At 63.6% G+C, this 26,912-nt stretch carries 33 protein-coding genes and 1 tRNA gene; 16 read left to right on the forward strand and 18 right to left on the reverse strand.

The features are described from left to right. Positions 1 to 7: 7 nt before the first annotated feature. Together P3G66_RS04830 and P3G66_RS04835 are read right to left on the reverse strand one after the other, a co-directional pair. Positions 8 to 1,033: an agmatine deiminase family protein gene (locus P3G66_RS04830; RefSeq protein ID WP_047272567.1), complete on the reverse strand. Its 1,026-nt coding sequence runs from the start codon at positions 1,031 to 1,033 to the stop codon at positions 8 to 10. Beyond that, entirely contained in the window at positions 1,030 to 1,977 is a 948-nt protein-coding gene (locus tag P3G66_RS04835) for a nitrilase-related carbon-nitrogen hydrolase (RefSeq protein WP_081558236.1), read from the reverse strand. The genes P3G66_RS04830 and P3G66_RS04835 overlap by 4 nt, the downstream gene beginning before the upstream one ends. A 149-nt stretch (positions 1,978 to 2,126) precedes the next feature. Here P3G66_RS04835 and P3G66_RS04840 point away from each other — a divergent pair, with 149 nt between their 5' ends. Next, the gene (locus P3G66_RS04840) at positions 2,127 to 2,744 is read left to right on the forward strand and encodes a TetR/AcrR family transcriptional regulator C-terminal domain-containing protein (RefSeq protein ID WP_030536334.1); all 618 of its coding nucleotides are present in this window, start codon (positions 2,127 to 2,129) and stop codon (positions 2,742 to 2,744) included. On the opposite strand, the gene P3G66_RS04845 is transcribed toward P3G66_RS04840, so the two are convergent. From P3G66_RS04845 to P3G66_RS04855, 3 genes are all read right to left on the reverse strand, one after another. Next, positions 2,741 to 4,267, reverse strand: a complete 1,527-nt coding sequence (locus P3G66_RS04845) for an APC family permease (RefSeq protein WP_003946397.1) — start codon at positions 4,265 to 4,267, stop codon at positions 2,741 to 2,743. The genes P3G66_RS04840 and P3G66_RS04845 overlap by 4 nt on opposite strands. Next, positions 4,264 to 5,163 (reverse strand): universal stress protein, encoded by a 900-nt coding sequence (locus P3G66_RS04850; protein ID WP_007727555.1) that lies wholly within the window; start codon positions 5,161 to 5,163, stop codon positions 4,264 to 4,266. The genes P3G66_RS04845 and P3G66_RS04850 overlap by 4 nt, the downstream gene beginning before the upstream one ends. Positions 5,164 to 5,253: 90 nt before the next feature. Further along, the gene (locus P3G66_RS04855; RefSeq protein WP_003946421.1) at positions 5,254 to 6,684 is read right to left on the reverse strand and encodes a gamma-aminobutyraldehyde dehydrogenase; all 1,431 of its coding nucleotides are present in this window, start codon (positions 6,682 to 6,684) and stop codon (positions 5,254 to 5,256) included. A gap of 169 nt (positions 6,685 to 6,853) precedes the next feature. Here P3G66_RS04855 and P3G66_RS04860 point away from each other — a divergent pair, with 169 nt between their 5' ends. Further along, positions 6,854 to 8,371 carry a PucR family transcriptional regulator gene (locus P3G66_RS04860; RefSeq protein ID WP_003946355.1) on the forward strand — a complete coding sequence of 506 codons (1,518 nt, stop codon included), beginning with the start codon at positions 6,854 to 6,856 and terminating at the stop codon, positions 8,369 to 8,371. A gap of 36 nt (positions 8,372 to 8,407) precedes the next feature. On the opposite strand, the gene P3G66_RS04865 is transcribed toward P3G66_RS04860, so the two are convergent. From P3G66_RS04865 to rpmB, 7 genes are all read right to left on the reverse strand, one after another. Beyond that, positions 8,408 to 9,769, reverse strand: coding sequence for an NAD(P)/FAD-dependent oxidoreductase (locus tag P3G66_RS04865; RefSeq protein ID WP_007727552.1), 1,362 nt, complete (start codon positions 9,767 to 9,769; stop codon positions 8,408 to 8,410). 154 nt (positions 9,770 to 9,923) lie between these two features. Continuing rightward, the gene (locus P3G66_RS04870; RefSeq protein ID WP_007727550.1) at positions 9,924 to 10,388 is read right to left on the reverse strand and encodes a hypothetical protein; all 465 of its coding nucleotides are present in this window, start codon (positions 10,386 to 10,388) and stop codon (positions 9,924 to 9,926) included. Between the two features lie 19 nt (positions 10,389 to 10,407). Continuing rightward, entirely contained in the window at positions 10,408 to 11,346 is a 939-nt protein-coding gene (locus P3G66_RS04875) for an AEC family transporter (RefSeq protein WP_007727548.1), read from the reverse strand. Positions 11,347 to 11,459: 113 nt separating this feature from the next. Next, entirely contained in the window at positions 11,460 to 11,717 is a 258-nt protein-coding gene (gene rpsR, locus P3G66_RS04880) for a 30S ribosomal protein S18 (protein ID WP_003946414.1), read from the reverse strand. A 9-nt stretch (positions 11,718 to 11,726) separates the two neighbouring features. Then, positions 11,727 to 12,032 (reverse strand): 30S ribosomal protein S14, encoded by a 306-nt coding sequence (gene rpsN, locus P3G66_RS04885; protein WP_042449016.1) that lies wholly within the window; start codon positions 12,030 to 12,032, stop codon positions 11,727 to 11,729. A 2-nt stretch (positions 12,033 to 12,034) separates the two neighbouring features. Beyond that, positions 12,035 to 12,199, reverse strand: coding sequence for a 50S ribosomal protein L33 (rpmG, locus tag P3G66_RS04890; protein WP_003946358.1), 165 nt, complete (start codon positions 12,197 to 12,199; stop codon positions 12,035 to 12,037). A 4-nt stretch (positions 12,200 to 12,203) separates the two neighbouring features. Continuing rightward, positions 12,204 to 12,440, reverse strand: a complete 237-nt coding sequence (gene rpmB / locus P3G66_RS04895; RefSeq protein ID WP_003946346.1) for a 50S ribosomal protein L28 — start codon at positions 12,438 to 12,440, stop codon at positions 12,204 to 12,206. A 104-nt stretch (positions 12,441 to 12,544) separates the two neighbouring features. On the opposite strand from rpmB, the gene P3G66_RS04900 reads away from it, so the two are divergent. The 9 genes from P3G66_RS04900 to P3G66_RS04940 all read left to right on the forward strand — a co-directional run bounded on the left by P3G66_RS04900 (position 12,545) and on the right by P3G66_RS04940 (position 19,535). Then, positions 12,545 to 13,798, forward strand: coding sequence for a GTP-binding protein (locus P3G66_RS04900; protein WP_276116263.1), 1,254 nt, complete (start codon positions 12,545 to 12,547; stop codon positions 13,796 to 13,798). Continuing rightward, positions 13,795 to 14,049 (forward strand): type B 50S ribosomal protein L31, encoded by a 255-nt coding sequence (locus P3G66_RS04905; RefSeq protein WP_003946367.1) that lies wholly within the window; start codon positions 13,795 to 13,797, stop codon positions 14,047 to 14,049. Before P3G66_RS04900 ends, P3G66_RS04905 begins: the two co-directional genes overlap by 4 nt. Beyond that, positions 14,049 to 14,222, forward strand: coding sequence for a 50S ribosomal protein L32 (gene rpmF / locus P3G66_RS04910; protein ID WP_007727540.1), 174 nt, complete (start codon positions 14,049 to 14,051; stop codon positions 14,220 to 14,222). The genes P3G66_RS04905 and rpmF overlap by 1 nt, the downstream gene beginning before the upstream one ends. 18 nt (positions 14,223 to 14,240) lie before the next feature. Then, a complete protein-coding gene (locus P3G66_RS04915) occupies positions 14,241 to 14,852 on the forward strand; it encodes a trimeric intracellular cation channel family protein (protein ID WP_003946409.1) in 612 nt (203 codons plus the stop codon). Positions 14,853 to 14,922: 70 nt separating this feature from the next. Next, positions 14,923 to 15,609, forward strand: coding sequence for a response regulator transcription factor (locus P3G66_RS04920; RefSeq protein ID WP_003946387.1), 687 nt, complete (start codon positions 14,923 to 14,925; stop codon positions 15,607 to 15,609). A 65-nt stretch (positions 15,610 to 15,674) separates the two neighbouring features. Then, positions 15,675 to 17,054 (forward strand): HAMP domain-containing sensor histidine kinase, encoded by a 1,380-nt coding sequence (locus P3G66_RS04925; RefSeq protein ID WP_020908630.1) that lies wholly within the window; start codon positions 15,675 to 15,677, stop codon positions 17,052 to 17,054. 226 nt (positions 17,055 to 17,280) lie between these two features. Further along, complete coding sequence (locus P3G66_RS04930) at positions 17,281 to 18,774, forward strand: trypsin-like peptidase domain-containing protein (RefSeq protein ID WP_228401224.1); 1,494 nt, start codon at positions 17,281 to 17,283, stop codon at positions 18,772 to 18,774. Positions 18,775 to 18,854: 80 nt separating this feature from the next. Beyond that, a complete protein-coding gene (locus tag P3G66_RS04935) occupies positions 18,855 to 19,352 on the forward strand; it encodes a MogA/MoaB family molybdenum cofactor biosynthesis protein (RefSeq protein ID WP_176720912.1) in 498 nt (165 codons plus the stop codon). Positions 19,353 to 19,358: 6 nt separating this feature from the next. Continuing rightward, positions 19,359 to 19,535: a hypothetical protein gene (locus tag P3G66_RS04940; protein WP_003946347.1), complete on the forward strand. Its 177-nt coding sequence runs from the start codon at positions 19,359 to 19,361 to the stop codon at positions 19,533 to 19,535. A gap of 59 nt (positions 19,536 to 19,594) precedes the next feature. Here the strand turns inward: P3G66_RS04940 and mscL are convergent, their stop codons facing one another. From mscL to P3G66_RS04960, 4 genes are all read right to left on the reverse strand, one after another. Continuing rightward, the gene (gene mscL / locus P3G66_RS04945) at positions 19,595 to 20,017 is read right to left on the reverse strand and encodes a large conductance mechanosensitive channel protein MscL (RefSeq protein ID WP_030536328.1); all 423 of its coding nucleotides are present in this window, start codon (positions 20,015 to 20,017) and stop codon (positions 19,595 to 19,597) included. 99 nt (positions 20,018 to 20,116) lie between these two features. Continuing rightward, entirely contained in the window at positions 20,117 to 20,863 is a 747-nt protein-coding gene (locus tag P3G66_RS04950) for an SAF domain-containing protein (protein ID WP_047272494.1), read from the reverse strand. Between the two features lie 77 nt (positions 20,864 to 20,940). Further along, positions 20,941 to 21,252, reverse strand: a complete 312-nt coding sequence (locus P3G66_RS04955; RefSeq protein ID WP_003946378.1) for an FmdB family zinc ribbon protein — start codon at positions 21,250 to 21,252, stop codon at positions 20,941 to 20,943. A gap of 111 nt (positions 21,253 to 21,363) precedes the next feature. Beyond that, on the reverse strand, positions 21,364 to 21,942 hold the full coding sequence (locus P3G66_RS04960; RefSeq protein WP_276116264.1) for a 5-formyltetrahydrofolate cyclo-ligase: 579 nt from the start codon (positions 21,940 to 21,942) through the stop codon (positions 21,364 to 21,366). A 59-nt stretch (positions 21,943 to 22,001) separates the two neighbouring features. Between P3G66_RS04960 and P3G66_RS04965 the strand changes: the two genes are divergently transcribed. The 5 genes from P3G66_RS04965 to P3G66_RS04985 all read left to right on the forward strand — a co-directional run bounded on the left by P3G66_RS04965 (position 22,002) and on the right by P3G66_RS04985 (position 26,135). Beyond that, positions 22,002 to 22,913 carry a UTP--glucose-1-phosphate uridylyltransferase gene (locus P3G66_RS04965; protein WP_003946415.1) on the forward strand — a complete coding sequence of 304 codons (912 nt, stop codon included), beginning with the start codon at positions 22,002 to 22,004 and terminating at the stop codon, positions 22,911 to 22,913. Positions 22,914 to 23,038: 125 nt separating this feature from the next. Next, positions 23,039 to 24,298: a gephyrin-like molybdotransferase Glp gene (gene glp / locus P3G66_RS04970; RefSeq protein ID WP_003946353.1), complete on the forward strand. Its 1,260-nt coding sequence runs from the start codon at positions 23,039 to 23,041 to the stop codon at positions 24,296 to 24,298. 21 nt (positions 24,299 to 24,319) lie between these two features. Continuing rightward, complete coding sequence (locus P3G66_RS04975) at positions 24,320 to 24,955, forward strand: GNAT family protein (protein WP_007727523.1); 636 nt, start codon at positions 24,320 to 24,322, stop codon at positions 24,953 to 24,955. 267 nt (positions 24,956 to 25,222) lie between these two features. Then, positions 25,223 to 25,957, forward strand: a complete 735-nt coding sequence (glpR, locus tag P3G66_RS04980) for a gephyrin-like molybdotransferase receptor GlpR (protein WP_007727521.1) — start codon at positions 25,223 to 25,225, stop codon at positions 25,955 to 25,957. Positions 25,958 to 26,059: 102 nt separating this feature from the next. Beyond that, positions 26,060 to 26,135 (forward strand) — tRNA-Ala (locus P3G66_RS04985). A gap of 292 nt (positions 26,136 to 26,427) precedes the next feature. On the opposite strand, the gene P3G66_RS04990 is transcribed toward P3G66_RS04985, so the two are convergent. Together P3G66_RS04990 and P3G66_RS04995 are read right to left on the reverse strand one after the other, a co-directional pair. Then, on the reverse strand, positions 26,428 to 26,667 hold the full coding sequence (locus P3G66_RS04990) for a hypothetical protein (RefSeq protein ID WP_276116265.1): 240 nt from the start codon (positions 26,665 to 26,667) through the stop codon (positions 26,428 to 26,430). A gap of 2 nt (positions 26,668 to 26,669) precedes the next feature. Then, a partial coding sequence (locus P3G66_RS04995) for a hypothetical protein (RefSeq protein WP_276116266.1) occupies positions 26,670 to 26,912 on the reverse strand: 243 nt, incomplete at its 5' end.

The raw sequence follows: 26,912 nt of genomic DNA on the forward strand, positions 1-26,912 counted from the left end.
CCGGCCGTCAGTCTTGTTCAGCGGGCTGGTGCTGGGTGATGCAGTGGATGCCGCCGCCACGTTCGAACAGCGGTCTGGCGTCGACGGTGACGACGGTGCGCCCGGGGTAGGCGGCCGCAAGGATCCGGGCCGCTTCGGCGTCGGCCGGATCGTCGAAGCTGCAGGCAATCACTCCGCGATTGACCACGAGATGGTTGATGTAGCTGTAGTCGACGAATCCCTCGTCGTCGCGCAGGATTTCGGGAGCGGGTACCCGAATGACCTTCCACGGCCGGCCGCCGACGTCCGTCGAGCTTTCGAACAACTCGATGATCGTCTTGCTGACGGCGTAGTCGGGGTGCACCGGATTGCGTTGGTCATGGACGAGTACCACTCCGGGGGAAGAGATGGCAGCGACGATGTCGACGTGTCCGCGCGTTCCGTAGGTCTCCTGATCGCGGGTCAACCCGCGGGGAAGCCAGATCACGTGCTTGGCGCCGATGGTGCGGGCGAGTTCGGCCTCGATGTCGGCCTTCGTCAGGTCGGGGTTTCGTCCCGGATCGAGTTGGACGGTTTCGGTGACCAAGACGGTGCCGAGACCGTCGACTTGAATACCGCCGCCCTCGTTGACGATTGGTGAGTCGATCAACTGGGCACCGGATTGTTCGACGACAAATGCGCCGATCTTCGAGTCCTTGTCCCACTGCGCCCAATCCTGTGCACCCCAGCCGTTGAACACCCAGTCGACTCCGCCGAGACGGCCTTCGTCGGACAGGACGAACGTCGGCCCGATGTCGCGCATCCACGCGTCGTCGAGAGGTGCCTCGACGATGTCGACCTTCTCGGACAGGTACTTTCGTGCTTCTTCGACTTCGGCGGGATCGACGACGACGGTGACCGGCTCGAATTCGGCGACGGCGTGGGCGACGGCCGCCCACGTCGAGCGCGCTTCGTGCTGTTCTTCCGCGGTGTCCCCGAGAGAGTATCCGGCGCTCGGGTACGCCATCCAGGTACGTTCGTGCGGCTCACTTTCCGCGGGCATGCGCCAGGTCATCGGTTGGCTCCTGCAGTGTTCACCGGTGCGGTCAGGGCCGAGTAGGTGTCGGGTCGGCGAGTGGCCAGGAACGGGAACAGCGCAAGCCAGTCTTCACGGTGCTGCAGGTCGAGATCTGCGACCAGGACGGCTGATTCGTCGCGCGGAGCCTGAACGAGGATGCGTCCGTACGGGTCCGAGATGAACGACGAACCGTAGAAGGTGATGAGACCTTCACTGCCGTGGCGATTGGGGACAACCATGAAAGTGCCGTTGGCGATACCGTTTCCGACGATCACTTGCTGCCACAGCGGTTGGGTGTCGAAGTTCGGGTGATCGGGTTCCGAGCCGATCGCCGTCGGGTACACGAGGACCTGGGCACCGGCGAGGGAGTATGCACGTGCGACCTCGGGGAACCACTCGTCCCAGCATGTCGGGAGTCCGAACTTGGCGCCGAGTGCCTCGTGAACGGGGTATGCGTCCACGGACGGACCGCCGCGAAAGTACGTGTCCTCGTAGTACCCGGCCGTCACCGGAATGTGGAGCTTGCGGGTACGACCGAGAAGTTCACCCCCGGGCGAGACCAGGATCGCGGTGTTGAAACCCAGGCCGTCCTCGGCGTCGCTGCGCTCGTACAACGACGCGTGAACGAGAACCTGGTTCTCCGCGGCGGCCTTGGTGGCGAAGGCGAAAGTGGGTCCGGTGAGCAGGTCTTCCGCCGCGCGTCCGGGATTGTCGCCGGCCGGGGTGGAAGCGGGGTAGCGGCTGAGCGTCAGCTCCGGAAGAAAGACCACGGAAGCGCCCAGCTTCGCTGCGGACGCAATGCCTTCGCTCAATTCAGCGTGGAGGTCGTCTTGGTCCTCGTGCCAGCGATGTTGGACGAGACCTACACGCAGAGGGGTGGACGTGGACGGCGAAGTCGCGGCCGGTGACTCGGGTGGGGTGAGGGCGGTGATCGTCAGCATGGGGTTTCCTCGGTGCTCGGGTATTCGACGTTCAACGTAAAACGAATGTGATTCGTTAAGTATGGTGGGTGAGCGCTGATTGATCAAGGACTTTCGAGGAATTGTTTTTTGCAGCGCCCCGAACGGTATGGATCACTACAGGAGGACATATGCCGCGGCCATCGCAACGACTGCTCTCACCGGCGATCATCACCGAGGCAGCGATCGAGTCGGTGGACGAATCCGGCGACTTCACCATGCCGGGACTCGCCGCAAGACTGAAGGTTCGACCGTCCTCGCTCTACAACCACGTTTCCGGACGAGCCGAGATCGTCGAACTGATGAGGGCGCAGTTGATGGCAGGAATCGACGTCGAGTCGGCCTCGGGGACCTGGAGTGAGACCGTCGCGGCGCTGGCAGCCGAGTACCGGCGAAGCTACGCCGCGCATCCTCGTCTGATTCCGCTCTTCACGGCCCAGACGGTGCAGGCCGGTGTGGCGTTCACCCTCTACAACGCATTGGCGCAGGCATTTGCCGATGGTGGCTTCGACCCGACCGAAACACTGCACGCGATCACGACCGTCGACAGTTTTGTTCTCGGTTCGGCCCTGGACCTGGCGGCGCCGGACGTCCAGTGGGCGTCGGGACCCGAAGCCAACGACGCGATGAAGGCGGCGTTGGCAACGTCCGGGAAAAATCCCGAACGTGCCGACGCCGCCTTCGAATTCGGCTTGCGCGTGTTGATGGCGGGCCTGATCGCGCAGGCCCCCGAATCTACTGTCTCCTAGGACACGCTGAGGTCGTTCTCGTCGCGCAGAGCCTCCGTGTCGCGGTTGAGGGTCTTGCCCTCGAAGAACTCGGGATTGCGCACTCGCATGACCATCATCAGGACCGCGCCGAGGATGAGGATTCCGAAGCCGAGGAAGAAGACCAGGCCGATTCCGCCGATGGATGCTCCGCTGGCATTGTCCGGATTCATACTCTCCTGGACCGAAATGACGAACACCGCAAGCAGCATGAGGCCACCGATGAGTGGGAACGCGAGCCGGAAGACGAAGTTTCGTACGCTCTCGAAAAGCGTCTTGCGGAAGTACCACACGCACGCGAATGCGGTGATGCCGTAGTACCAGCAGATCATGATGCCGAGTGCGGCGATCGTGTCGAGCAGAGCACTTTCGGACAGGAACGTGACGACGCTGTAGAACACTGCGGTTACCGCGCCTGCCACGACGGTCGCGTACGACGGCACCAGGAACCGAGGCGAGACCTCGGCGAGCTTCTTGGGGAAAGCTCCGTATGCACCCATGGCGAGCATGGTTCGTGCCGCGGGCAGGAACGTGGTCTGCAGGCTGGCGACTGAAGAGACGAAGACCGCGAGGAACAGAAGCATTCCGCCCCAGTTGCCCAGGACCGGGTCGGCCAGAGCGCCGAAGACGTTCTCGGAGTTGTCGGGATTGCCGAGGCCGAGGCCTTCCTCGCCGACGCCGGCGTACATCATCGCGGCAACGGCGACCAGCAGGTAGGTAAGGAGAATGGTTGCGACACAGAGCAAACCGGCGCGGCCGGGGGTCTTCTTGGGGTTCTTCGACTCCTCGCCCAGCGTGAGACAGGTATCCCAGCCCCAGAACGCGAAGATCGATCCGGTGAGTCCGATGACAAACGCACCGATGGCGAGTCCGCTGAACGGGTTGAACCAACTCAGGTCGAAGGACAATCCGGCCGGGGCGTCGCCGGCGCCGACGTGAACCAGTGCAACGACGGCGAAGACGACCAGCAGCACCATCTGGAAGCCGACGAGCGCGAACTGTACGCGCTCGCTGGTAGTGATTCCCCGACTGGCAATCCAGGTGGCCAACGCGATGAACACCAGTGTGGTGCCGACGTTGACGAATTTATTGCCCGGCAGATCGGCGATGGAGGGATTGTCGGCCACCCGCGCGATGAACAGATAGAAGAAGTCGACGGCAATTGCAGCGAGGTTCGAGAGCACGATGATGGTGGCGATCACCATGCCCCAGCCGCACATCCAGCCGACGTACGGTCCGAATGCCTTGGTGGACCACGTGAATGACGCTCCGCAGTCAGGAGTGTCGGAGTTCAGTTCGCGGTACGCGTACGCGGTGAGGAACATCGGGATGAAGCCGGCGATGAAGATGGCGGGCATCTTGAGACCGACCGCGGCGACGATCAATCCGATGCTGGCCGTCAGGGTGTAACCCGGTGCCACGGAGGAGATTCCGAGCACCGCGCCGGAGATCATGCCGATCTTGCCGGTGGCGAGGCCTTTGGAACTCAGTTCGGTGCTGGTCATGACAGTGCCTCCGGCTGGGTGAATTCGTGCTTGGGCACTACGACCATGGGTACGGGCAGTACGCGCAGCATCTTGGCGGCGGTCGAGCCCAGGAAAAGTTTGCGGGGCTGGGCGAGGCGACTTGAACCGACCATCACGAGATCGCCGTCCTGCCAGTCCAGTTGACGCACTGCCGATTCCACGGTAGACCCGTCGGCGATGATGACCTCGATGGGGAACTCCGCGGGGAGCGCGGCTCTTGCGACGTCGAGTGTGTCCTGAGCGTGATTTCGTGCACGCTCCCTGGCCGACTCGGCGGTGTCGCGATGATCGCGCAGATCGTTCTGGGGGTCGAGCGCTACCAGTGAGACCAGTCGCAGCGGAACCTGCATCAGTTCGCTGGCGCGCACGGCGGTGTTCAAGACGATGTCGGCGCCGACACGGGTGCCGAGTGCACAGGTGACCTCTCGTATAGCAGTGGCCGCCGAGTGCCGCGTTCCGCGAGGCGCCAGTGCTACCGGGACATGGGCGGAGTGAAGCAGTTCGGTCGAGACCGAACCTATCGCGTGACGGCCGAGCAAACCGTCGCCGGAAGCTCCCACCACGATCGCGAGCGCATTCAGTCGGTCCACTTCGTCGAGCAGGCCCTGAGCGAACGACTCGTGGAAGCTCAGGTGTACTTCCACCTGGATGTCCTCGGGCACCGACGCTTTCGCCTCGGCGAGCCAGTCGTGGGCACGCGCGGCGAGGATGTCGTCGTAGCCGGCTTCCGAGGGAACCTTGGCCGGCAGTGTCCGATCCGGTGGGAGGACCATGCAGATGTCGAGTTGCGCGCCGAGACTGCGCGCGAGCTGGGCCCCGAGGACCAGCCCGTCTTTACCGCTGGGTGTGGCGAGGTATCCGACGATAAGGCGCATGGTGGCTCTTTTCCGGATTGGAGGAATCTGCTGTGCGCCTTTATTAACCGCGGGGGGTTGATAAAGGCGCACAGCAGGAGGGGCGGCGACTCAGTCGTGCGAACTCATGACGTGCTTGAGACGGGTGTAGTCCTCGACTCCGTAGGCCGAGAGATCCTTGCCGTAACCGGAATACTTGAAGCCGCCGTGCGGCATTTCGGCGACGAGCGGGATGTGGCAGTTGATCCACACCGCACCGAAGTCGAGAGCAGCGGAGACGCGTTGCGTGACACCGTGATCCTTGGTCCAGATGCTCGAGGCCAGGCCGAACCGAACGTCGTTGGCAAGCGTGATCGCCTCCTTCTCGTCGGAGAAGCTCTGGACTGTGAGGATAGGACCGAAAGTCTCTTCCTGCACGATGTCGTCCGATTGCGCGACGCCGGTGATGACGGTCGGCTCGAAGAAGAATCCGGTTTCGCCCGAACGCTTTCCGCCGGTAACGATCTTGGCCGACGCCGGCAGGTTCGCGATCTTGTCGCTCACGGCGTTGAAGTGATTGATGTTGTTGAGCGGGCCGTAGAAGGCATCAGGATCGGAAGGCGCTCCGGGGCGCAGCTTCTCGGCGTTCCGGACGAGGGCTTCGACGAGCTGATCGTGGATGGACTCGTGAACGATCACGCGAGTGGCCGCGGTGCAATCCTGGCCGCCGTTGAAGAACGCTGCCTCGGCGATGCCGGTGGCGGTCTTCTCGATGTCGACGTCGCCGAAGACGATCGCCGGCGCTTTGCCGCCCAGTTCGAGGTGCGCGCGCTTGAGTTGCTGTGCTGCGGACACGGCGACAGCGATGCCCGCCCGCACCGAACCGGTGATCGAGACGAGACCGAGGGCCGGGTTCTCCACCAACGTCGCTCCGGTTCCGCCGTTGCCGAGCACGACGTTGAACACGCCGTCCGGCAGGATGCCCTTCGAGAGCTTCGCCAGGACCAGCGTGCTGCCCGGTGTGGTGTCGCTGGGCTTGAGGACGATCGTGTTGCCGGCCGCGAGGGCGGGCCCGATCTTCCACAGCGCCATCATGAACGGGTAGTTCCATGGAGTGACCTGACCGACGACGCCGATCGGCTCACGACGGACGTAGGAGGTGAAACCCTCCATGTACTCTCCGGCCGCCTTGCCTTCGAGAAGTCGTGCGGCTCCGGCGAAGAACCGCATCTGATCGGCTCCGACCTTGACCTCTTCGTCGGCGATCATCTGGTGAGCCTGGCCGGTGTTGGCGCTTTCGGCTGCGACGATTTCGTCGCTGTGCGCTTCGATGGCGTCGGCGAGCTTGAGGAGTGCAGCCTGCCGCACGCTCGGCGTCGTCTTGCCCCAGGTCTCGAATGCTCTCTGTGCGGCTTCGACGGCGGCGTCGACGTCTTCCTTCGTGGAGACCGGCGTACGCCCGACCACACTCTCGTCCACGGGGTTGATCAGGTCGAGTGTTTCCGTCGCGGCTGAGGCGACGAATTCACCGTTGATGTAGTTCTCGAGTACGACGATCGACATCGGTACCGGTTCCTCTCGAGGTCGAACGAGTTCCGGCCGAGGTGATCAGCACGGAACTCGCACTTTGTGGGGCGTGTGTGAGCAAGTGTGCGCTGACTCACAAGTAAAGGCAGCTGCCAAAAAGGTGAAATCTTTGATCGCCGACGCGCCGAGTTGTACAGTCCAGCCCATGACGATCGCTGTGCGGTGGATGTTGGCGCAGCCGGACCTCGCGCTGGAACTCAAAGGCGGCGCCCAGGGCGTCGGTCGCGAAATCACATTTGCGCACGCCACGGAGTTGCTCGACCCTTTCCGGTGGTTGACCGGCGGCGAATTCATCCTCACCACCGGCATCCGATTGCCGTCCACTCAGCAAAAGCGCGGCCGCTATCTCCGAATGCTCGACGCGGCAGGTGTGGCGGCGGTGGGATTCGGAACCGGGCTCTCGTACCCCGAGGTCCCGGCCGATCTGGTGGCCGTCGCCGACGAGATCGGACTCCCGCTGATCGAGGTGCCGCTGCCGACGCCTTTTGCTGCCGTCGTCAAGCGCGTAATGAGCCGGTTGGCAGAGCAGGAATATGAAGCTGTCCTCCGGGCGTCGCGGGCGCAACCGCGGATGACGCGTGCCGTCATTTCCGGCGGAACGGCTGCGACCGTGCGTGAACTGGCGATCGCGACTTCGGCGACGGTGCTTCTTCTCGACGTCGCCGGAAGAGTTCTCGAGAGCTCACCTCAACTGCCGACGGACGACGTGATCGACGAACTGCGAGCAACTCTCGGGGGCGGTGCCTCCAGTAGCGTGACGCTCGCAAGGTCTGGAGCGTCGATCGCGGTGCAGCAGATCAGCGTCGGGCGAACGCCGTACGGATACCTGGCGGTGATCAGTGCTTCGGCGCTCAGCTACGTCGATCAGATACTGCTCGGTCACGCGAACTCGTTGTTGGCATTGGACTTCGAGAAACCCGCGCGCCTGCGTGCTACTCAGGATCAGTTGAATTCGCACGCCCTCGGGCTGCTGCTCACCGAGGATCGCGACCCGGCGCCGGCGTGGCAACAGATCAGGCAGGCCGCCGACGGCGAGGGAATGATCCGAGGATTGACAGTTCTTGCCGACACGTCCGACGTAGCGGGACGCGTCGGAGCCGAGATTGCCGAGTTCATGAACAAGGCAGGGCGGCAGTTGTTCTCGCGGATCAACGACACTCGCGTCACGGTGCTGCTGCGTGGAACCGACGACGTCGAGTTCGCCCGAGAGCTGCTCGGCGGGGTATCGAGGTCGGATCTTCGCGCGCTTCGTGTCGGCTTGAGCGCGCGACGGGTGGTCGCTGCGCTGGCGGTCGCCGTCGAACAGTCCCAGCTGTGTGCGTCGGCGGCCGAAATCGGTGGCGAACCTTTGGAATTCGCGGCGCTGACCGGAAGTGTGCTGCTGTCTTTCGATTCGACGCGTGAAGTGCTCAACACGTTGGCGGAAACGATGATCACACCGATCGAGGACTACGACCGTGACAACGGCACCGAACTGCTGGCGTCGTTGCGGGCATTTCTCGAGGCCAACGGACACTGGGAAGCGGCCGCCATCACGATGGGCGTTCACCGGCACACACTGCGGAGCCGAATGGCGAAGGTGGAGAGCCTGATCGACTGTCGGCTGGAAGTGGCCAGGGTTCGGGCCGAACTACTGCTCTCGATCATTGCCCGGCAATCGTGACTGCCGGGCAATGATCGAGACTTGGCAAAGCGGCCGTCAGGCTTTGCTGCGAGCGATGATGTCGGCTGCGGTTCGCTGACCCATCCGAACGGCACCGTCGACGTGCTGGTACCCCTCGGCCGCAATGTCGGAGCACGAGAAGTGAATCGGGCCGACGGGCGTGCGGGAATCCGCGCCGTAGCGGTGCAGGCCTCCGAGGTCGAAGCTCGCTGCATACGCACCGCGGGTCCATTCCTCCGAGCCCCAGTCGGATTCGTAGTACACAACCGGCTCTTCGGCCTTCGGGCCGAGATAGCGGGCAAGTGAGGCCAGAATCGTGGCCTTACGCTCCTCGACGGAAAGCTCGAACATCGCGTCGGCCTTCTCGTCGGAGACGAACGCGACCAGGGTGCCGCGATCGTCCTCGTGGTTGGTGTTGTCGTACACCTCCTGCACTACCTCGGACGCGCCGAAGCCGGTGCCGGAGAGGCCGTCTTCGCGCCAGAAAGGCGTCTCGTACACCGCGTGAACCTTGATGACGAGGCCGAGGGACTGGTGCTGGTGCATCTGGTGCTGACGACGCGGCAGCGGGGGATCGTACGAGATTCGGGAGTAGAGGTTGGGCGGTACGGCCAGGATCACTCGGCTTGCCTCGACGCGAACATCGCCGTCCGCCAACACCGTTGCACCGGATTCGTTCCACTTCACCGTTCGCACGGGTGCGTTGAGGAAGACGTCGTCACCGAGGGCCTCCGCCATGCGGATCGATACCTGCTGCATTCCGCCGATCACTCGCTTGTCGAGAATGAAGTCCTCGTCGACAAGGTGGGAGAACGAACCTGCGGAAGCGGCCATGAGTACGGCCTGCAGGGCAGAGAACGAGTGGGCGGGCTTGGTGAGCATGCCACCGGCGATGAAGAGGCCGATGTTGTCACGTGCCTCGGCGTCGTCGGACTGATTGATCAGCCACTGCTTGAAGGAGACTGTGTCGAGATCGCGGGCGAGGGGATGTGCCCACGGTTCCTCGGCGCCGATCTGTGCTGCGAGATCGTCCATCTCGTCGATGAGACGGTCCATCTCCTTCTTCGTGGTGTCGTTCGTGGGGAAGGAATCACCCGTGTACTGCGTCCGCTCACCTGCCGACGAGATGTAGACGGACTCGCCCTCGCGGTAGCGCTCGAAAGTTTTCAGGCCGAGTTCGTCGAGCAAGGAGATCAGCGCGGTCTGGTCGGGGGAGACCCACTGGCCGCCGATTTCCAGAACTGCTCCGTCGATGGTGTCGGTCCACGTGCGGCCGCCGACGCGGTCGCGCGCTTCGATCACAGCGACGGTCAAACCGGCCTTGCGCAGCGCGGTTGCAGCTGCCAGGCCAGAGGGGCCGGCACCGACGATTGCAACGTCTCTCTGGAGAGTAGGCACTTGCGAGCTCCTTCATGTTGAGCACCGCTCGAGTCGAAAGCTGCCGACGAGCGAGTGAACGGGTGTCGGTTTTCAGTCTGTCCCGAGGAGACGCACACCACACCTGACGAAACGGCGTGTTCGATCGTCGAACTTGTGCCGTTTAGGCGCGCAGCTAGCCGTTGATGACGTGACGATCGCCGAGCGGTCGGCTCAGCGGGACATCCAAGCTGCCGAACACGGCAACCAGAATGCACATCTTGTCCGCGGCCTCGGGCAGTGCCCCGGTTCGGAGCGTGACGATCACCGTCGTATCGGTCTCTTCGACGGTTGCGTACGCGCCGTAGCACTCCGGAGTGCCGGTCACGAAGTGGACGGCCACCGTGTGATCGTCGACCTCGGACCACGATTCGAACATCGTGGCCGTCGCACCCACGATGTCGGTGCGGCTGTCGAACTCCGTGCCCATCTCGCTGTCGTCGACCTCGTCGGGAACGGGGGTTCCGAGCGACCAGTCGGCGGGACTTGCTTCGTTGGCCGCCATCGGATTCGGTGCGGCAACCGGCCCCGTGGTCTGGGCCCCGACGGAGCATCCGGCCACAGCAAGGCAGGCCAGAACGGCGAGGGTTAGTACACGCATGAATCCACCGTAACCCTGCTCAAGCGAGTAGCGCTGTGACCAGCGCAATTGCCGGAATTGACGCCAAAGTGGTGACAAAGGCACTGTCTCGGGCGAGGACCATTCCGCGCCGATAGCGGCTTGCGTAGATGAAGACGTTCTGCGCCGTCGGCAACGTCGAGACGACCACGATGGCGAACAACTGATGACCGTCGATGTCGAGGAGGAAATGCGCCATCAGATAGGCCAGCACAGGTTGGACCACGATCTTGAGCGTCGACGCCAGCGCGACGTCGCGGCGTGGACTCGAGCCTTTCTCCAGCACCCGCACGCCGTAGAGCGAGAGCCCGAATGCCAACAGCGCACCGGGTACGGACGTCGCGCCGATCAATTCGAAAGGCTGCATCAGCGGCCGGGGCGGTACCCAACCGATCAACGCGACAATCAACCCCGCAGCGCCCGCGAGCACGATCGGATTCTTGAACGGGGCGGTGACGGTGTCGATCAACGAGAGCTTCTCGGCATCCGCGCCGCGAAGGGCCGTCAGATCGAGGATCGTCAAGGCGATCGGGGAGTACACGACGATCTGGAAGAGCAGGAGCGGCGCGACGAACGTGGCATCGCCGAGCACGAACACCGCGATCGGGATTCCGAGGTTGGCTGAATTCACGTACGAAGCCGACAGCGCGCCGATGGTCAGTTCGGGTAGCGGCCGGTTGAGCCAGATCTTTGCGACGACGACGTACAGAGCGCCGACGGCAAAGGCAGTAGCCGACGCAACGGCGAGCGTCGGCGAGAAGATCACCGAAAGATCGGACGACGCGAGGGTGGTGAACAGCAGGGCAGGCGTCGCGACGAAGAAGACGAGTCGACCGAGAACGAACTGTCCTTGGCTACCGAGGGTGCCGAGACGGCCGAGGAGATACCCAACCGCGATGACAACAAAAATTACGGTGAAACCCGCAACAACTCCCGACACGCTGCGGGCACCTCTCGACTGGAATGAACGACTTCGGGAAAATCTTAGTCAGGGCAACAAAAAGGCCGCGCAGTCGAGTGACTGCGCGACCTCTTCGGTACTTCTACGTGTGACTACCGTGCGGCGGTGAAGGGGAGCAACGCCATTTCGCGTGCGTTCTTCACTGCAACGGCGACCTGACGCTGCTGCTGCGGGGTCAGGCCCGTGACGCGGCGGCTGCGGATCTTGCCGCGGTCCGAGATGAACGTGCGAAGCAAGTTGATGTCCTTGTAATCGACATGCGTGATCTTCGCTGCGAACAACGGGTTCTTCTTGGGCTTACGACCCTCTACGGGGCGTGGCTTCTTCGACGGTGAACGCTTGACTGCCATCCGACTTCCTTACCAGCTCGACTTGTGTACGCCAGGCAGTTCCCCACGGTGCGCCATTTCTCGCACGCGAATCCGGGAGAGCCCGAACTTCCGCAGGTGGCCGCGCGGACGTCCATCCGCAGCGTCTCGATTGCGCAATCGTACCGGACTGGCGTCGCGTGGTAGACGTTGCAGGGTCGCTTGGGCCTTCGCGCGCTCCTCTGCCGAGCTTTTCGGGGAGCGGATCGTCTCCTTGAGAGCGGACCGCTGCTCCGCGTACCGCTCGACGACGACCCGTCGATGGTTGTTCTTCGCGATCTTCGACTTCTTGGCCATGCCTACTTCTCTTCTCGGAAATCGACGTGCTTTCGCAGCACCGGGTCGTACTTCTTCAGTACGAGTCGATCGGGGTCGTTACGACGGTTCTTGCGGGTCACGTACGTGTACCCGGTGCCCGCGGTGGACTTGAGTTTCACGATCGGGCGGATCTCGTTGCGTGCCATCTGCTCAGACCTTCTCGCCGCGCGCGCGGATCCGGGCGACGACGGATTCGATGCCGTCGCGGTCGATCGTCTTGATGCCCTTGGTCGAGAGCGTGAGTGTGATGCGACGCCCCTCGCTGGGCAGGAGGTAGGTCTTGCGCTGGATGTTCGGGTTCCAGCGACGGTTCGAACGCTTGTGAGAGTGCGAGACGGATTTTCCGAACCCCGGCACACGTCCGGTCACTTGGCAGTGAGCCGACATGGGTGTTCCTTTCAACTTGCAGATGACAATCATTTTCGACAATGCGGTGAGATCAATGTACCGTTCAACCTCGGTAATGACAATCATTCCCAGAAAGGCCCGCTGTGAACACGATCTTGGACGGCAGGACTCCGCTGGTCCTGGTCGCCGGCATGAGCGAATCCACCCCACACACCGCACGAGCGTTGCTGCGGACCGGAACTGTTCTGGTCCACCACGACCTGAGCCACGTCCGTGAAGGGGTGGTCCGGCGGACGGTCACCTCGATGACCGGGAGTGCCGGGTCTGCCGGCACTGTGTCCGAGCGCGAGACGATCCTCGAGCTCGCGCACGGCTGCGTCTCCTGCACCCTGCGCGAAGACTTGCTGCCGCTCCTGCGCCGGCTTCACTCGCACAGTTCGGTGCAGCGGATCGTGTTGCTGTTGGACCGGCAACTCGAGCCCGAGGCGCTGTGCTGGGCGATCGAGCACGTCGTCGTAACCGGCGTCGTCGGCCAACTGGACGGACCGGCGCAGCGGGACGTCCGCGTCGACGCCGTCGTGACGTGCATCGACGCGGCGACCTGGCTGGCAGACGCCACCGGCGACGAAGCTCTCGACGACGACCGCACCCTGGCTCAGGTCGTCGTCGGGCAGGTCGACTTCGCCGACGCGCTCGTCCTACGCGGGTCCGATGCGCTCGACGGCTGGCAGCGGTCCCGCTTGAATGCGGTTCTCGCGCGCATCGCTCCACGGGTACCCGTCTTCGACGAGGGAGACGACATCGAGGCACTGCTCCTCGAGGTGCCTGCGGATGCGCGACGCGGTGAACTGGCCGACGCTCACTCACCGCTGTTGCGTCGCCAGCCGCCGCTCGACGACGACGGCGGAGTGATGCTCGTCGAGTTCACCGCGAACCGGCCGTTCCACCCCGGTCGTCTGCACGAGGCGATCGACGTCCTGCTCGAAGGCGTCGTGTACTCCCGCGGACGAGTCTGGGTGGCAACGCAACCGGGTGAAGCGCTCTGGCTCGAATCGGCGGGCGGTGGCCTGCGAGTTGCCAGCGCGGACACCTGGCTTGCCGCGATGACGCCGGAGGAACGAGACCACGTTCCAGCTGAACGCCGTGCACTCGCGGCCCTGAAATGGGACGAGCGTTTCGGTGATCGCGACACCTCGATGGTCGTTCTGACGTGCGGTGCGAACCCGCTCGAGATCGACCGAACACTGCAGCACGCCTTGGTCACCGACGACGAATTGGCGGACGAAGCGTCGTGGGCAACGTGGGAAGACCCGTTCGGCGAGTTTCACGAAGACCCGTGTGACGAATCCGAATCACCTTATGCCGAAACCGAATCAACGCGAGAGGGAAACGAATGAAGAAGCAGATGCACCCCGACTACCACCCGGTGGTCTTCCAGGACGCCAGCACCGGCAAGAGCTTCCTGACCCGATCGACCGTGACGAGTGAGCGCACCGTCGAATGGGAAGATGGTGGCACGTACCCGCTGCTGGTCGTCGACGTCACGAGCGACTCTCACCCGTTCTGGACCGGAGCGCAACGTGTGATGGACACCGCCGGACGCGTCGAGAAGTTCGAGCGGCGCTACGGAAAGCGCAAGGCACTCTGATGGCCGTTCCCAAGCGGAAGATGTCCCGTTCCAACACTCGCAGCCGTCGTGCCCAGTGGAAGGCGACGGCGCCCGATCTGGTCGAGGTCACGGCCTTCGGCCAGACCCACCGAGTCCCTCGGCGACTGGTCAAAGCAGTTCGACTCGGGGTGATCGACCCGAGCCGCATCTGACCGTGCGATCCTTGGCCGGTGCTGCTGAGGATCCTCGAACTGGTGGGCATCGTGGCGTTCGCGGCCTCGGGTGCCCTGGTGGGCGTCACCAAGCGACTCGACATCTTCGGGGTGTGCTCGGTGGGTGTGTTCACCGGCATCGGCGGCGGTATCGTCCGCGACGTTCTCCTCGGCGTCCATCCGCCCAGCTCTCTGAGCAGTTGGCCGTACTTCGGAACGGCCGCCGCCACCTCACTCGCCGTGTTCTACCTCCACGAGCCGCTCAATCGACTGCGTCGTGAAATCCTGGCGCTCGACGCACTGGGGATGGGCTTGTTCGCGAGCACCGGCGCCGTCATCGCGCTGGACAACAACGCCAGTTCGCTGGCGGCGACGTTGATCGGTGCGACCGCGGCGATCGGCGGCGGCGTGATCCGCGACGTTCTCGTCAACGAGGTGCCACTGCTCCTGCACAAGGACCTGTACGCGGTTCCCGCACTGCTCGGCGCTGCGTTGGTGGTCACAGTCTCGCAAGCCGGACTGTCCACCAACGCCGCGCTGGTGTGCGGCACAGCGTTCGCCGCGGTGTTCAGACTGCTTGCGTTATGGCGTCATTGGAGCCTGCCCGGGCCGAGGCGAACCCGGGACTGACCGCGACACGCCGGAGGCCGGAATCGGACCCTCTCAGCCGCATCTCAGCACTTCAGTCCAAACTGTCGGTATGCGTATTTTGGTGGTCGACGACGACCGGGCGGTTCGCGAGTCGCTTCGGCGGTCGCTCAGCTTCAACGGCTACACGGTCGAGCTCGCGGTCGACGGACTCGACGCACTCGAGAAGATCCTCGCCAACCGGCCCGACGCCGTCGTGCTCGACGTCATGATGCCGCGACTCGACGGACTCGAAGTGTGCCGTCGTCTTCGCAGTGCCGGCGACGACCTGCCCATCCTCGTGCTCACCGCCCGCGATTCGGTCAGCGAGCGAGTGGCCGGTCTCGATGCCGGAGCGGACGACTACCTGCCCAAGCCCTTCGCTTTGGAAGAGTTGCTTGCCAGGTTGCGTGCACTACTTCGCCGCACCGCGCCCGATCTGGACGCCGATTCCGAAATGATGGCGTTCGAGGACCTCACCCTCGACCCGGTCACCCGTGAGGTCAAGCGCGGCGAACGATCGATCAGCCTGACGCGCACCGAGTTCTCCCTCCTCGAAATGCTCATGGCCAACCCACGCCGCGTGCTGACCCGTGGACGCATTCTCGAAGAAGTGTGGGGATACGACTTCCCGACGTCCGGCAATGCCCTCGAGGTGTATGTCGGCTACCTGCGTCGCAAGACGGAAGCCGACGGCGAACCGAGGTTGATCCACACCGTCCGCGGAGTCGGCTACGTCCTGCGGGAGACGCCTCCGTGATCACCGCTCCGTTCGGCAAGAACGCCGAACCGAAGAAATCCTCCACCACCCAAGCGTCCGTCGAAATGCGCCCGCCGATGCCACTGACCCGTTCGGTGTCATTGCGTTGGCGTGTGACGCTGCTCGCCGCGTCGGTGGTGGCCATTGCCGTCGCAGTCATGGCGATCGCTGCCTACGCGGTGGTTTCGCGTGCGCTCTACGCGGACGTCGATCACCAGTTGCGTACCAGGGCAGCGGTGCTCATCGACAGCAATGTCGTGCGATTCGATCCTCGCTACATCTCCGGTGCGACGCTGTACACCACCGACATCAGTGTGGCCCTGATCTTCTCGGACCTGAGCACGTACCAGCCGCCCGGTTCCGACGTGCCGATCGGTGAAGCCGAAGACGCCGTAGCGCGTGGCGAATCGGATTCCTCGCTGCGAACCGTCGACGGTCAGCGAGTGCTGGCTCAACGAACCCATGACGGCAGCACTTTGGTGATCGGTCAGCGGCTCGCGCCGACCGTTGCGGTACTGGACCGTCTGGCCTGGGTGCTCTTCGTGGTCGGCGGGTGTGGCGTCATACTTGCGGCAGTGGCGGGTACTACCGTGGGCCGCACCGGTTTACGACCCATTGCCAGGCTGACGGCTGCCACCGAACGAGTCGCTCGGACCGACGATCTGACGCAGATCCCCGTTACCGGCAGCGACGAATTGGCGCGCCTGACAGAGAGTTTCAACACGATGCTGCGGGCGCTCGCCGAGTCCCGTGAGCGTCAGTCGCGCCTCGTTGCGGACGCCGGACACGAGTTGCGGACGCCGTTGACTTCGTTGCGCACCAACATGGAATTGCTGATCGCGTCCAGTCGCCCCGGTGCGCCGCAGATTCCCGACGAGGACATGGCAGAACTTCGTGCCGACGTCGTCGCGCAGATCGAGGAACTCTCGACTCTGGTCGGCGACCTCGTCGACCTGGCCCGTGAAGACGCACCCGAAACCGTGTACGAGCGCGTCGACGTCAGCGACGTCGTCGAGCGTGCGCTCGAACGAGCGCGGCGCAGGCGCAACGAAATCGAGTTCGAGGCGGTCACCACTCCGTGGTACGTCTACGGAGATCAAGCGGGCCTGTCGCGTGCCGTGCTGAACGTCCTCGACAACGCTGCGAAGTGGAGTCCGAAGGGCGAACAGGTACGCGTCGAAATGCGTCCGGTGGGTCAAGGATTGTTGGAATTGACCGTAAGTGATGCGGGACCTGGCATTCCGGAGGAGGATCGGGAGTTGGTGTTCGATCGTTTCTACCGGTCGACTGCGGCACGTTCGATGCCGGGATCGGGTCTGGGACTTGCGATTGTGCGTCAGGTCGTCGTCAAGCACGGCGGCACCATCGCGATCGACGAATCCGATCGTGGGGGAGCGCTTGTTCGTATCGTGCTTCCCGGTGAACCGGGGCCGAGTGCCGAGTAGCGTGTTCTGTAGACCCGTTGGTCCCTCGCTTCGGTGACTGACGTCACGGCTTAATGCGTTCGGCCCGAAAGTCTTTCGGGCCGAACCGACAACACCGGTTTTTCACGTCGAACTCTGGGTAAAGTGACAGGCACGTCTCAGCGCCTTCTCAGCAGCGCAAGGCAGCATTGTCGGCAGAACAGTTGTGACTGCCCGTCCGGTGGTCACCGTAGACGAAAGCGAGCCGATGACCGAGGACCGTAACGTCGGGCCGACCCGGCCCGAGCAGCCCAACAGCGAGCCCACCACCCAGGCGCAGCCGACAGCACCTCAAGCACAGCCGACAGCACCTCAGGCACAGCCTCCCGTGCCGCCGCAGCAGCCTCAGGGGCAGGCGCCTCAGCAGCCGTACCAGCCGACCGAGTCGTTCGCCCGACCCGCCGAAGCCTTCGGGCAGGCACAGCAGCAGCCCACGCAGGCTTTCGGCCACCCGCACGGTGCCCATGAGGCCGCGTACCAGCAGAGCGCCCCGTACGGCGCACCCAACCCTGGTGGCCCCGGCGGTCCGAACGGCCCGGGCGGCGGCCACAATCAGATCCCCGCACCGCTGCAGGGGCCGAACTCCGGTTCGACCACCACCAAGCCGAAGTCGGGACGCATGGCGCTGGTTGCCGGCGCTCTCGCCCTGGTCCTGGTCAGTGGCGGTGTCGGTGGCGTGGTCGGCGCCGTCGTCGCGGACCGCAACGGTGGAACCGCGACGGTCACCAACTCTCTGAACGCTCCGAAGCCCACTGCGACCAACACGTCCAACGCTCCCGCCGGCTCGGTTCAGGCCGTTGCCTCGAAGGTCGTGCCGAGCGTCGTGCAGATCGAGGTGGCCACCGCGCAGGGACAGGGCGGTGAGGGCTCCGGTGTCATCCTGTCCTCCGACGGTCTGATCCTGACCAACAACCACGTTGCCGGCGCACAGGGAGCGCAACTTCGCGTTGCGTTCTCCGACGGAACCAAGGCCTCGGCCACCCTTGTCGGTGCCGACCCCGTCTCCGACATCGCCGTCATCAAGGTCGACGGTCGAAACGACCTCACCCCCATCGATCTCGGCAACTCCGGCGACGTCCAGGTCGGACAGCAGGTGGTTGCCGTCGGGTCCCCACTCGGCCTGGCCGGCACGGTCACCGAAGGCATCATCTCCGCACTCGATCGCCCGGTGTCCACGAGCGGCGAGTCCGGCAACCAGAACACCGTCATCGACGCTCTGCAGACCGACGCAGCGATCAACCCCGGCAACTCCGGTGGCGCCCTCGTCAACATGGACGGCCAGCTGATCGGCATCAACACGGCGATCGCCTCGCTCGGAGCGTCGTCGGGTACCCAAGGCGGTTCGATCGGCCTCGGTTTCGCCATCCCGATCGATCAGGCACGCCGCGTCGCCGACGAACTGATCAAGACCGGCAAGGCGACTCAGGCCATGATCGGCGTGACCGTGCCGTCGCAGGACAACGCCGACGGCGCAACCGTCATGGATGTCACTGCTGACGGGCCGGCCGCCAAGGCCGGTATCCCGAAGGGTGCAGTCATCACCAAGGTCGACGATCGTGTTGTCGCAGATGGTGATTCGCTGATCGCGGCAGTGCGTTCACATGCTCCCGGCGACAAGGTCTCGATCACGTACAGCGACGGCGGGCAGACCAAGACCGTCGACGTCACGTTGGGAACCGCGGCAGCGCAGGGCGGTCGATGATGTTCGGCGATCAGCAGACGATCGACCCGATCTTCGGCCAGATCGCAACGGCGTCGGGATCGGACACTACGGTAGGAGTCATGGAACTCGAAGCCACATCGGCCGGCCGCGCTCTGGTCGTCATCGTCGACGATCGCACAGCCCACGGCGACAACACCGACTCCATCGGTCCACTGGTCACGGAACTGCTGAACGAAGCGGGTTTTCTCGTCGATGCGACGGTCGCCGTCGCCGCCGACGAAGTGGAGATCCGCAACGCTCTCAACACCGCAGTCATCGGTGGCGTCGACCTCGTCATCTCGGTCGGCGGTACCGGGGTATCCCCGCGTGACGTCACTCCTGACGTGACCGCTGAGGTTCTCGATCGCGAGATCCCGGGAATTGCCGAAGCACTTCGTGCTTCCGGTCTTTCGGCCGGATCGCTCGAAGCAGGCTTGTCCCGCGGCCTCGTCGGGGTTTCGGGAAGCACCGTGGTAGCCAATCTGGCGTCGACCAGGCCGGCAATTCGCGACGGCATGGCAACCCTGACGGCTTTGGCGAGTCACGTGATCGCCGAGCTTTCCAGCCTCGAGGGCTGAGACAGCTTGTCGGAGCAACCAGATACCCCGAAGAAGCCGTCAGTCGACAAGAAGCGCCTGGCGCGCATCTTCGGGGACGTCTTTCCCGAGACGACGTCGGACGAGCGGGGTCCCGAAGGATCCTCGCGGTCCTCGGACGACGACTGGCTGCGCAGTCAGCGGCCCCCGCACCACGGGGGTTGAGAAGTAAATCAGGCCCCCGGACAAATGTCCGAGGGCCTGATTTGATCTGTGGGCACTGCCTATTCGAGAGTCTTGGCGTGCGCTCCTGTGTCGGCGCCACCGGCATTGGCCGAGAGGATGTCGCGGATCTGGATGAGCAGATCGGTTTCGCTGGCTTCCTTGTCCTCGGGCTCGGAGACGAACTTCTTCTTCGCCGCATTCGCAGGGACGATCAGCACGAAGTAGACGACCGCTGCGATGATGATGAAGTTGATGATCGCGGTGACGACCGCACCGAAGTTCAGGAACGTCTCAGCGGAGTCACCCGTCAGCTGAATGCCCCACCCGTATTCGTTGGCTCCGCCAATCGAAGCGACAAGTGGGTTGATGATATTGCTGGTGAAGGCAGTCACGATGGCGGTGAAGGCCGCGCCGATGACCACTGCGACGGCCAGGTCGAGCACGTTTCCGCGAAGCAGGAAGTCCTTGAATCCCTTGAGCATGTCGGTGTCCCCTCGAGTCTCCGATGGCAAGTGCCAGATGGTCCGTTGATACCGAACCGACTGGAAAAATCCTAGAGGAGCTTCGGACGCTTTGTGCGGTCAGCGGAATGTCACGGTGATCGCATTGGACAGAGATGCCGCGGCTACGACGTTGGCTGCTGGTGTCGGCAGGGCCAGCAAAATCACCTGTTCCTGCTGGTTACGTGTACTTTCCGACGTGGTGACCAACGCGACTACCGCTCCTGCCGCAAGAATTTGTGGGGCCTTGTCTGCAACTGATTCGTTGGGTGTGTCGGGGTGGGGTGTGTCTGGGCGGGATGTGTCAGGGCCGACGGTCAGGACGTCGACGACGTCCCCGCTGCGCAACATGTCCGCGACGGCCGCATCGGCCAATCGGACGGGGACGATGCGGGCGTCGTCGGTTCCTACCGACAACCCGGCCAGCCGTGGGCTGAGAACGCGCACGTCGGTGACGGTTTCTCCGGAGCGAATCGGGCCGGCAACGGTTCTCCCGACTACCAGGTCGGTATCGGAGACAACTCCTTCGGGAAGTTGTTTCGAGTCGATCTCTCGCATCTCGACATCCGAATCCGCAATCACCTGCCCCGGAGTGAGATCGCGGCTCGAGACAACTACGGCGACGGTGTCGGTCGCGGGATCGCCTCGAAAGAAGAGAACAACGCCGAGTGTGGCCAGGACAACGGCTGCGATCTTACGGACTGTCGCCGTGCGGAATCGTGTGCCGCGTGTCAGTTCGACGACGCGATCGAAGGTGCTCGGGCTGAGATCGAGTTGGGCGCGCAGTGGATCGGAGCGCCTCGGCGAGCGAGAACGTGCTGACGGCATTCATGCACGTTAGGGCCGGAAGCGGTGCTTCCGGCCCTAACCATGTGAAACTGTGGACAACCCGGAGGTTGTGGAAATCAGCTCGCGGCAGCCTTTGCGGGCGCAGGCGTGCTGGTCGACGAACTCGATGTCGAAGAGGAGTCCGACTTGGACTCGGACTTCGCAGCGGGTGCCGAATCACTCTTGGCGGGCTCGCTCGCAGTCCCGGAGCCGCCGCGGCTGTCGGTGCGGTAGAAGCCGCTGCCCTTGAACACGATGCCAACAGAGTTGAACAGCTTGCGGAGCTTGCCTGAGCAAGCTGGGCAGACCGTCAGCGAATCTTCGCTGAAGGACTGGACGATGTCGAAACGGTTGTCACATTCCGTACATGCGTATGAGTAGGTGGGCACCGGGCTTCCTCCGCACTGTGATGTTCGAGCAGCCGCGTATTTACACCGCAGCCTTTAGCACTCTACAAGTGACAGTGCCAACAGCGCTAATCAGGGATCTATTCCCGCAGATCAATCGCCTTGGAGCGGCGTGAGACCGCCGCTTGGCGTCAATGCCCAGCCCATGGGAATGTCGTGGTCGTCGGCAGGCAAGGCCTCGACGAGTTCGGAGTCTCTGACAATTGCCACGAGCCGAGTCTGTGGTCCGACCGACCCGAGCGTCCGGTCGTAGAAGCCTGCGCCACGGCCGAGGCGTGTTCCGCGAAGATCCACCGCGAGAGCAGGGATCAGCATGCATTCCACGTCGGACAGGGCTTCCGGTGGCAAGACGGGTCCGACAGGCTCCCGAATGCCGTACTTCGCGGGGCGCAAACCGTTCGCGCCGTTGTACTCGACCCAGGACAACGGTCCCGGCTCCCCGGTGATCGGAAGTAGTACACGCTGAGCGATCTCGGCAACGGCGTCGAGCAAATCGGTGGATCCTGGTTCGGTGCGGGTGGGGACGTACGCACAGACGACCGAGCCGTCGACAATCACTGAACGTATGTGCGTGATCAACGCCGCAGTTTCCGTGTTTCGAGTGTGCTCGGAGACTGCATCACGTGCTGCGAGTGTGATTTGTCGCCATTGTGCTTTTGTCTGAGGTGTCACCCCGCAACGATATTCGTCGTGCTGACCGAGCGGTAACAAGCGGCGGCTAAGGTGTTGGCATGACAGACGTTGTCGCTAGCAGCACGAGGGCCTTCCGTACGGCCGTGGTTCCCGCAGCCGGACTTGGTACGCGTTTCCTGCCTGCCACCAAGACGGTTCCGAAAGAATTGCTGCCGGTCGTGGACACACCGGGTATCGAACTGGTGGCAGGTGAAGCTGCGGACTCGGGAGCCGAGCGGCTCGTCATCGTGACGTCCCCGGGCAAAGACGGCGTGGTTGCCCACTTCGTCGAGGATCTCGTGCTCGAAAGCAAGCTGGAAGCAAGCGGAAAACTCGCTGCCCTGGCGAAGGTGCGCAAAGCGCCGGGTTTGCTCGAAGTCGACTCCGTGATTCAGGAGCAGCCTCTCGGCCTCGGGCATGCAGTCGGTTGCGTCGAGTCGGTTCTCGACGACGACGAAGACGCCATCGCGGTCCTTCTGCCCGATGATCTCGTACTACCGCGTGGCGTCCTGGAGATCATGGCGCGAGTTCGGGCCAAGCGCGGCGGGTCCGTTCTCTGTGCAATCGACGTCCCGAAAGACGCAGTCAGCGCTTACGGCGTCTTCGACGTCGAGATCGTTCCCGACGCGGTCAATCCCGACGTCCTCAAGGTCGTCGGCATGGTCGAGAAGCCGGCTGTGGAAGACGCGCCGTCGACCTTTGCCGCTGCAGGTCGCTATCTGCTCGATCGTGCGATCTTCGACGCACTTCGTCGCATCGAGCCGGGAGCCGGCGGTGAGTTGCAACTCACCGACGCCATCGCTCTCCTGATTTCCGAGGGCCATCCGGTTCACGTGGTGGTGCACCGCGGAACGCGTCATGACCTGGGCAACCCCGGCGGGTACCTCCGCGCTTCGGTGGACCTGGCACTCGACAGTGACGATTACGGCCCGTCCTTGCGTAAGTGGCTCGCGGATCGGCTCGACCGCTGAGCGTGTCGCCACGGTGGTTGATCGCCCGATAACGCAGTATCAATGTGCTTGTCCCTTTTCGGCGGCAAGGCATCATGAGCTGACGGATATCACCGAATTTCCAGACACAGGAGGACGCGGACCAGATGCGGTCGGTTGAGGAGCAGCAGACCAGGGTTACCGCTGCTGCAGTGGCACCCCGTCCGGTTCGGGTCGCCATCTCGGAGGCGCAGGGACTGCTGTGTGCCGAGGAAGTGGTGACCGAACGCCCATTGCCGGGATTCGATCAAGCTGCCATCGACGGTTACGCGGTTCGCAGTGTCGATGTCGCCGGAGCTGGAGCCGACCTCCGCGGCGAGGACGGCGAGCCTACGGACCTCAGCTTGCCGGTGGTCGGCGAGGTGACGGCGGGCTCACGCCAACCGATCCGCTTGCAACCGCGTCAGGCCGTTCGAGTCGACACGGGCGCGCCGCTGCCCACGCTGGCCGACGCCGTGCTCCCGCTCGAAAACACCGACGGTGGTCGCGCTCGCGTTCGGATCTTCGAGCCGGTGCGTTCGGGCGATTACGTTCGCCGTGCAGGCGACGACGTCCAGCCGGGCGACGTGGCCGTTCGGGCAGGCACCATCATCGGAGCCGCACAGGTCGGGTTGCTCGCTGCGGTCGGCCGCGACAAAGTACTCGTCCATCCCCGTCCGCGCCTCTCCGTTATCAGCGTCGGTGGAGAACTCGTCGACGTGGATCGCACGCCGGGGCCAGGCCAGGTTTACGACGTCAATTCGTATGCCCTCGCCGCCGCAGCGCGCGATGCCGGCGCCGACGTCAACCGTGTGGGAATCGCAGGCAACGACTCTCGTCGTCTTCGCGAAGTAGTCGAGGGACAGCTGATTCGCTCGGAAATCGTTGTCATCGCCGGTGCCGTGGGCGGCGGAGCGTCCGACGAGGTTCGTGAGGCGCTTGCCGACCTGGGGACACTCGAGGTGGAGCGCGTTGCCATGCATCCGGGATCGGTGCAAGGCTTCGGAAAGCTGGGAAGGGACGAGGTTCCGACCTTTCTCCTACCGTCCAACCCGGTCAGCGCACTGGTGGTATTCGAAGTCATGGTTCGCCCGCTGATCAGAATCGCGCTCGGACGCCGCCAGCCGATGCGGCGAGTAGTGAAGGCGCGGACAGTGGGAACGATCACGTCGATTGCCGATCGCAAGGGTTTTCTGCGTGGTCAGCTGATGCGTGACGAAGCGACAGGGGAGTACCTGGTGCAGGCCCTCGGGGGTGCGCCCGGTGCGTCCTCACATCTCCTCGCGACCTTGGCGGAAGCCAATTGCTTGGTTCTGGTCGATCGAGACGTCACCGAAGTGCACATCGGTGAAGAAGTCGACGTAGCTTTTCTCGCCCAACGTGGGTAACGCCGACCCGAGTGGGGTGTGATGTCAGTCCATCCAGGATGGCCGGAAGATCTCGGCCCGCTGCGAGTGCCCGCGGGAGTGGTGACCGTCCGCCCCGTGAAGCTCCGTGACGCTGCTGTGTGGAGTCGTCTCCGCATTCGCGATCGCGAGCACCTCGAGCCGTGGGAGCCCACCGGAGAATCGCCCTGGGATGCTCGCCACCACATCACCGTCTGGCCGTCCCTGTGCGGAAACCTTCGCTCCGAAGCGCGCAAGGGCAGGATCCTTCCCCTGGTGATCGAACTCGACGGGAAGTACTGCGGGCAGGTCACCATCGGAAATGTGGTGCGCGGCGCTCTGCGGTCCGCCTGGGTGGGCTATTGGGTCGCCTCGCACGTGACCGGTGGGGGCGTAGCCACAGCTGCCGTTGCACTCACACTCGATCACGCATTCTCGAAGGTCGGTCTGCATCGAGTGGAGGCCACTGTTCGGCCGGAGAACGCGTCGAGTCGCGCAGTCCTACGAAATGTTGGGTTCCGGGAGGAAGGTCTTCTCAAGCGCTACCTCGATGTCGACGGCCAATGGCGTGATCATCTTCTGGTCGGAATGACCATCGAGGAAGTACCCACCACCGTCGTCGACAGATTGGTGCGGTCCGGACGCGCTTCGTGGGTGTGACGAAGACGGCGCCAGAAGCGTGAGAAACGCGAGCTAAACAGCAGTTACCGCTGAGTAGTCCTACTTTCGGGCGGGAAAATGTGGTTTTTGATTCAACCAGAACTCGAGACTTTTGGGACTGAACCGGAAGTTCAGTTCGGTACGCGTGTGACACATGAGTATGGTGGGGTTCGGCGCGTCGGCAACGATGCGAGGGCGTCGGCCGTTAACCTTGACTCGTCAACGGCTGGCATAGGTGCTGGTAGGTGATCGGGAGGAGGCCGCGGCATGCCTAGCTCATTCGTGTGGATCGGGCTGGTGGCCGTGTGGCTGTTCGTCCTGGTGCCGATGCTTGTCAACAAGCGCCCCAGGATCCGGCAGACGAGTGACGCGGCACTCGCGACTCGAGTACTCCACCGCGGCGACAGCAACCCTGTTCAGCGCGGGCCGGCAGCAGGACATCGAAGCGATCCGAACTGGCAACCAGAACCAGTGCGCAGCAGCTACGACGCGGAGGACCAGATGGACACTCACGCAGAAGACGACTACGCCGGCGGTCGTGCACCGGTCGGAGAATTTGTTCCGGTTCGGCGCGGCCGAGGCGGATTCGACCCCGAAGCGGATGCCATCGCCCGGGAGGCGCGGTATGCATTCCGTCAGCGGACATTGCTGGGACTTGCGTTCGTCGCGATTCTCTCGGGCGCTCTCGCATTGATCATCTCGCCGATGGTGTGGTGGTTGTTTGCGCTGACCGTCTGCGGCCTCGGCGGGTACATGGCGTACTTGCGTCGGCAGGTTCGGATCGAGCAAGAGATTCGCCGCCGTCGTACCGAACGCCTCAACCGATCGCGACTCGGAGTCGAATCGCACACCGACGAAGAGCTTCGCCTGATTCCGGCGCGACTGCGTCGGCCAGGAGCGGTTGTCCTCGAGGTCGACGACGAAGATCCGGTGTTCGATCACCTGGATCACTACGAAGAAGAGATCAGGCACACCGAGATGCGTCGCGCGTCCGGTCAGTGATCTTCTGGGCCGATCTTGTCGGGCCGAAAGTTCGTGTCGGGTGATTCCAACGGGAGTATTCGTTCCTGTTAGAGTTGCCGAGCACCGCTGAGGCGGTGGCACGGGGCTGTGGCGCAGTTGGTAGCGCGCTTCGTTCGCATCGAAGAGGTCAGGGGTTCGATTCCCCTCAGCTCCACCAAGAAGTACCAGCGAAAAGGGTCTTTCAACGAAAGTTGAACGACCCTTTCCTGCATTTTCAGGGCCTGCCCGAATTGCGAAGATTCGATCTGAGTGTGCGCCGTTTCATACGATTGCGACCGCTGATCCGGACCGTTGAGCTTCCAAGTGAGGGATGATCCTTGGGCTGATACATGTTTGCCGGAAATGTAACGAGGGTGTGTCCGGTGCGATAGGCACGGTGAGTCTGCCGCAGTTTTCCGCAGGTCGGACGTATGTGTCGGGGAGGAATGTCGATGAGCCAGCCACGACGGCTAGCGATGATGCTTGTTGCTGTGATGTGCCTGATGGGTATCGGCGTCCTTGCCGTATCGGTCTTCCCCGCCATCGTCGCCGCCCAACCTGGCGGCAACAGCGGTGGTGGCAACAACGGCAATGGAAACGGCAATTACGGCAACAACGGTGGCAATAACAACGGCAACGGTGGCGGTCACAACGGCAACAACGGCAACGGCGGCAACAACGGCAACGGCAACTATGGCTGGCATTGTCACCGTCACAACTGCGGCACGACCGTAATTCCGACACCGACACCGACCACGACTGAGCCGACGACGACGACTGAGCCCACGACGACTGAGCCGACGACCACGACTGAGCCGACGACCACGACTGAGCCGACGACCACGACTGAGCCGACCACGACTGAGCCGACCACGACTGAGCCGACCACGACGACTGAGCCGACCACGACTGAGCCGACCACGACTGAGCCCACGACGACTGAGCCGACCACGAC

This window comes from Rhodococcus sp. C3V (assembly GCF_029269915.1).
In the GTDB taxonomy this organism is placed as follows: Bacteria; Actinomycetota; Actinomycetes; order Mycobacteriales; family Mycobacteriaceae; genus Rhodococcus_F; species Rhodococcus_F qingshengii.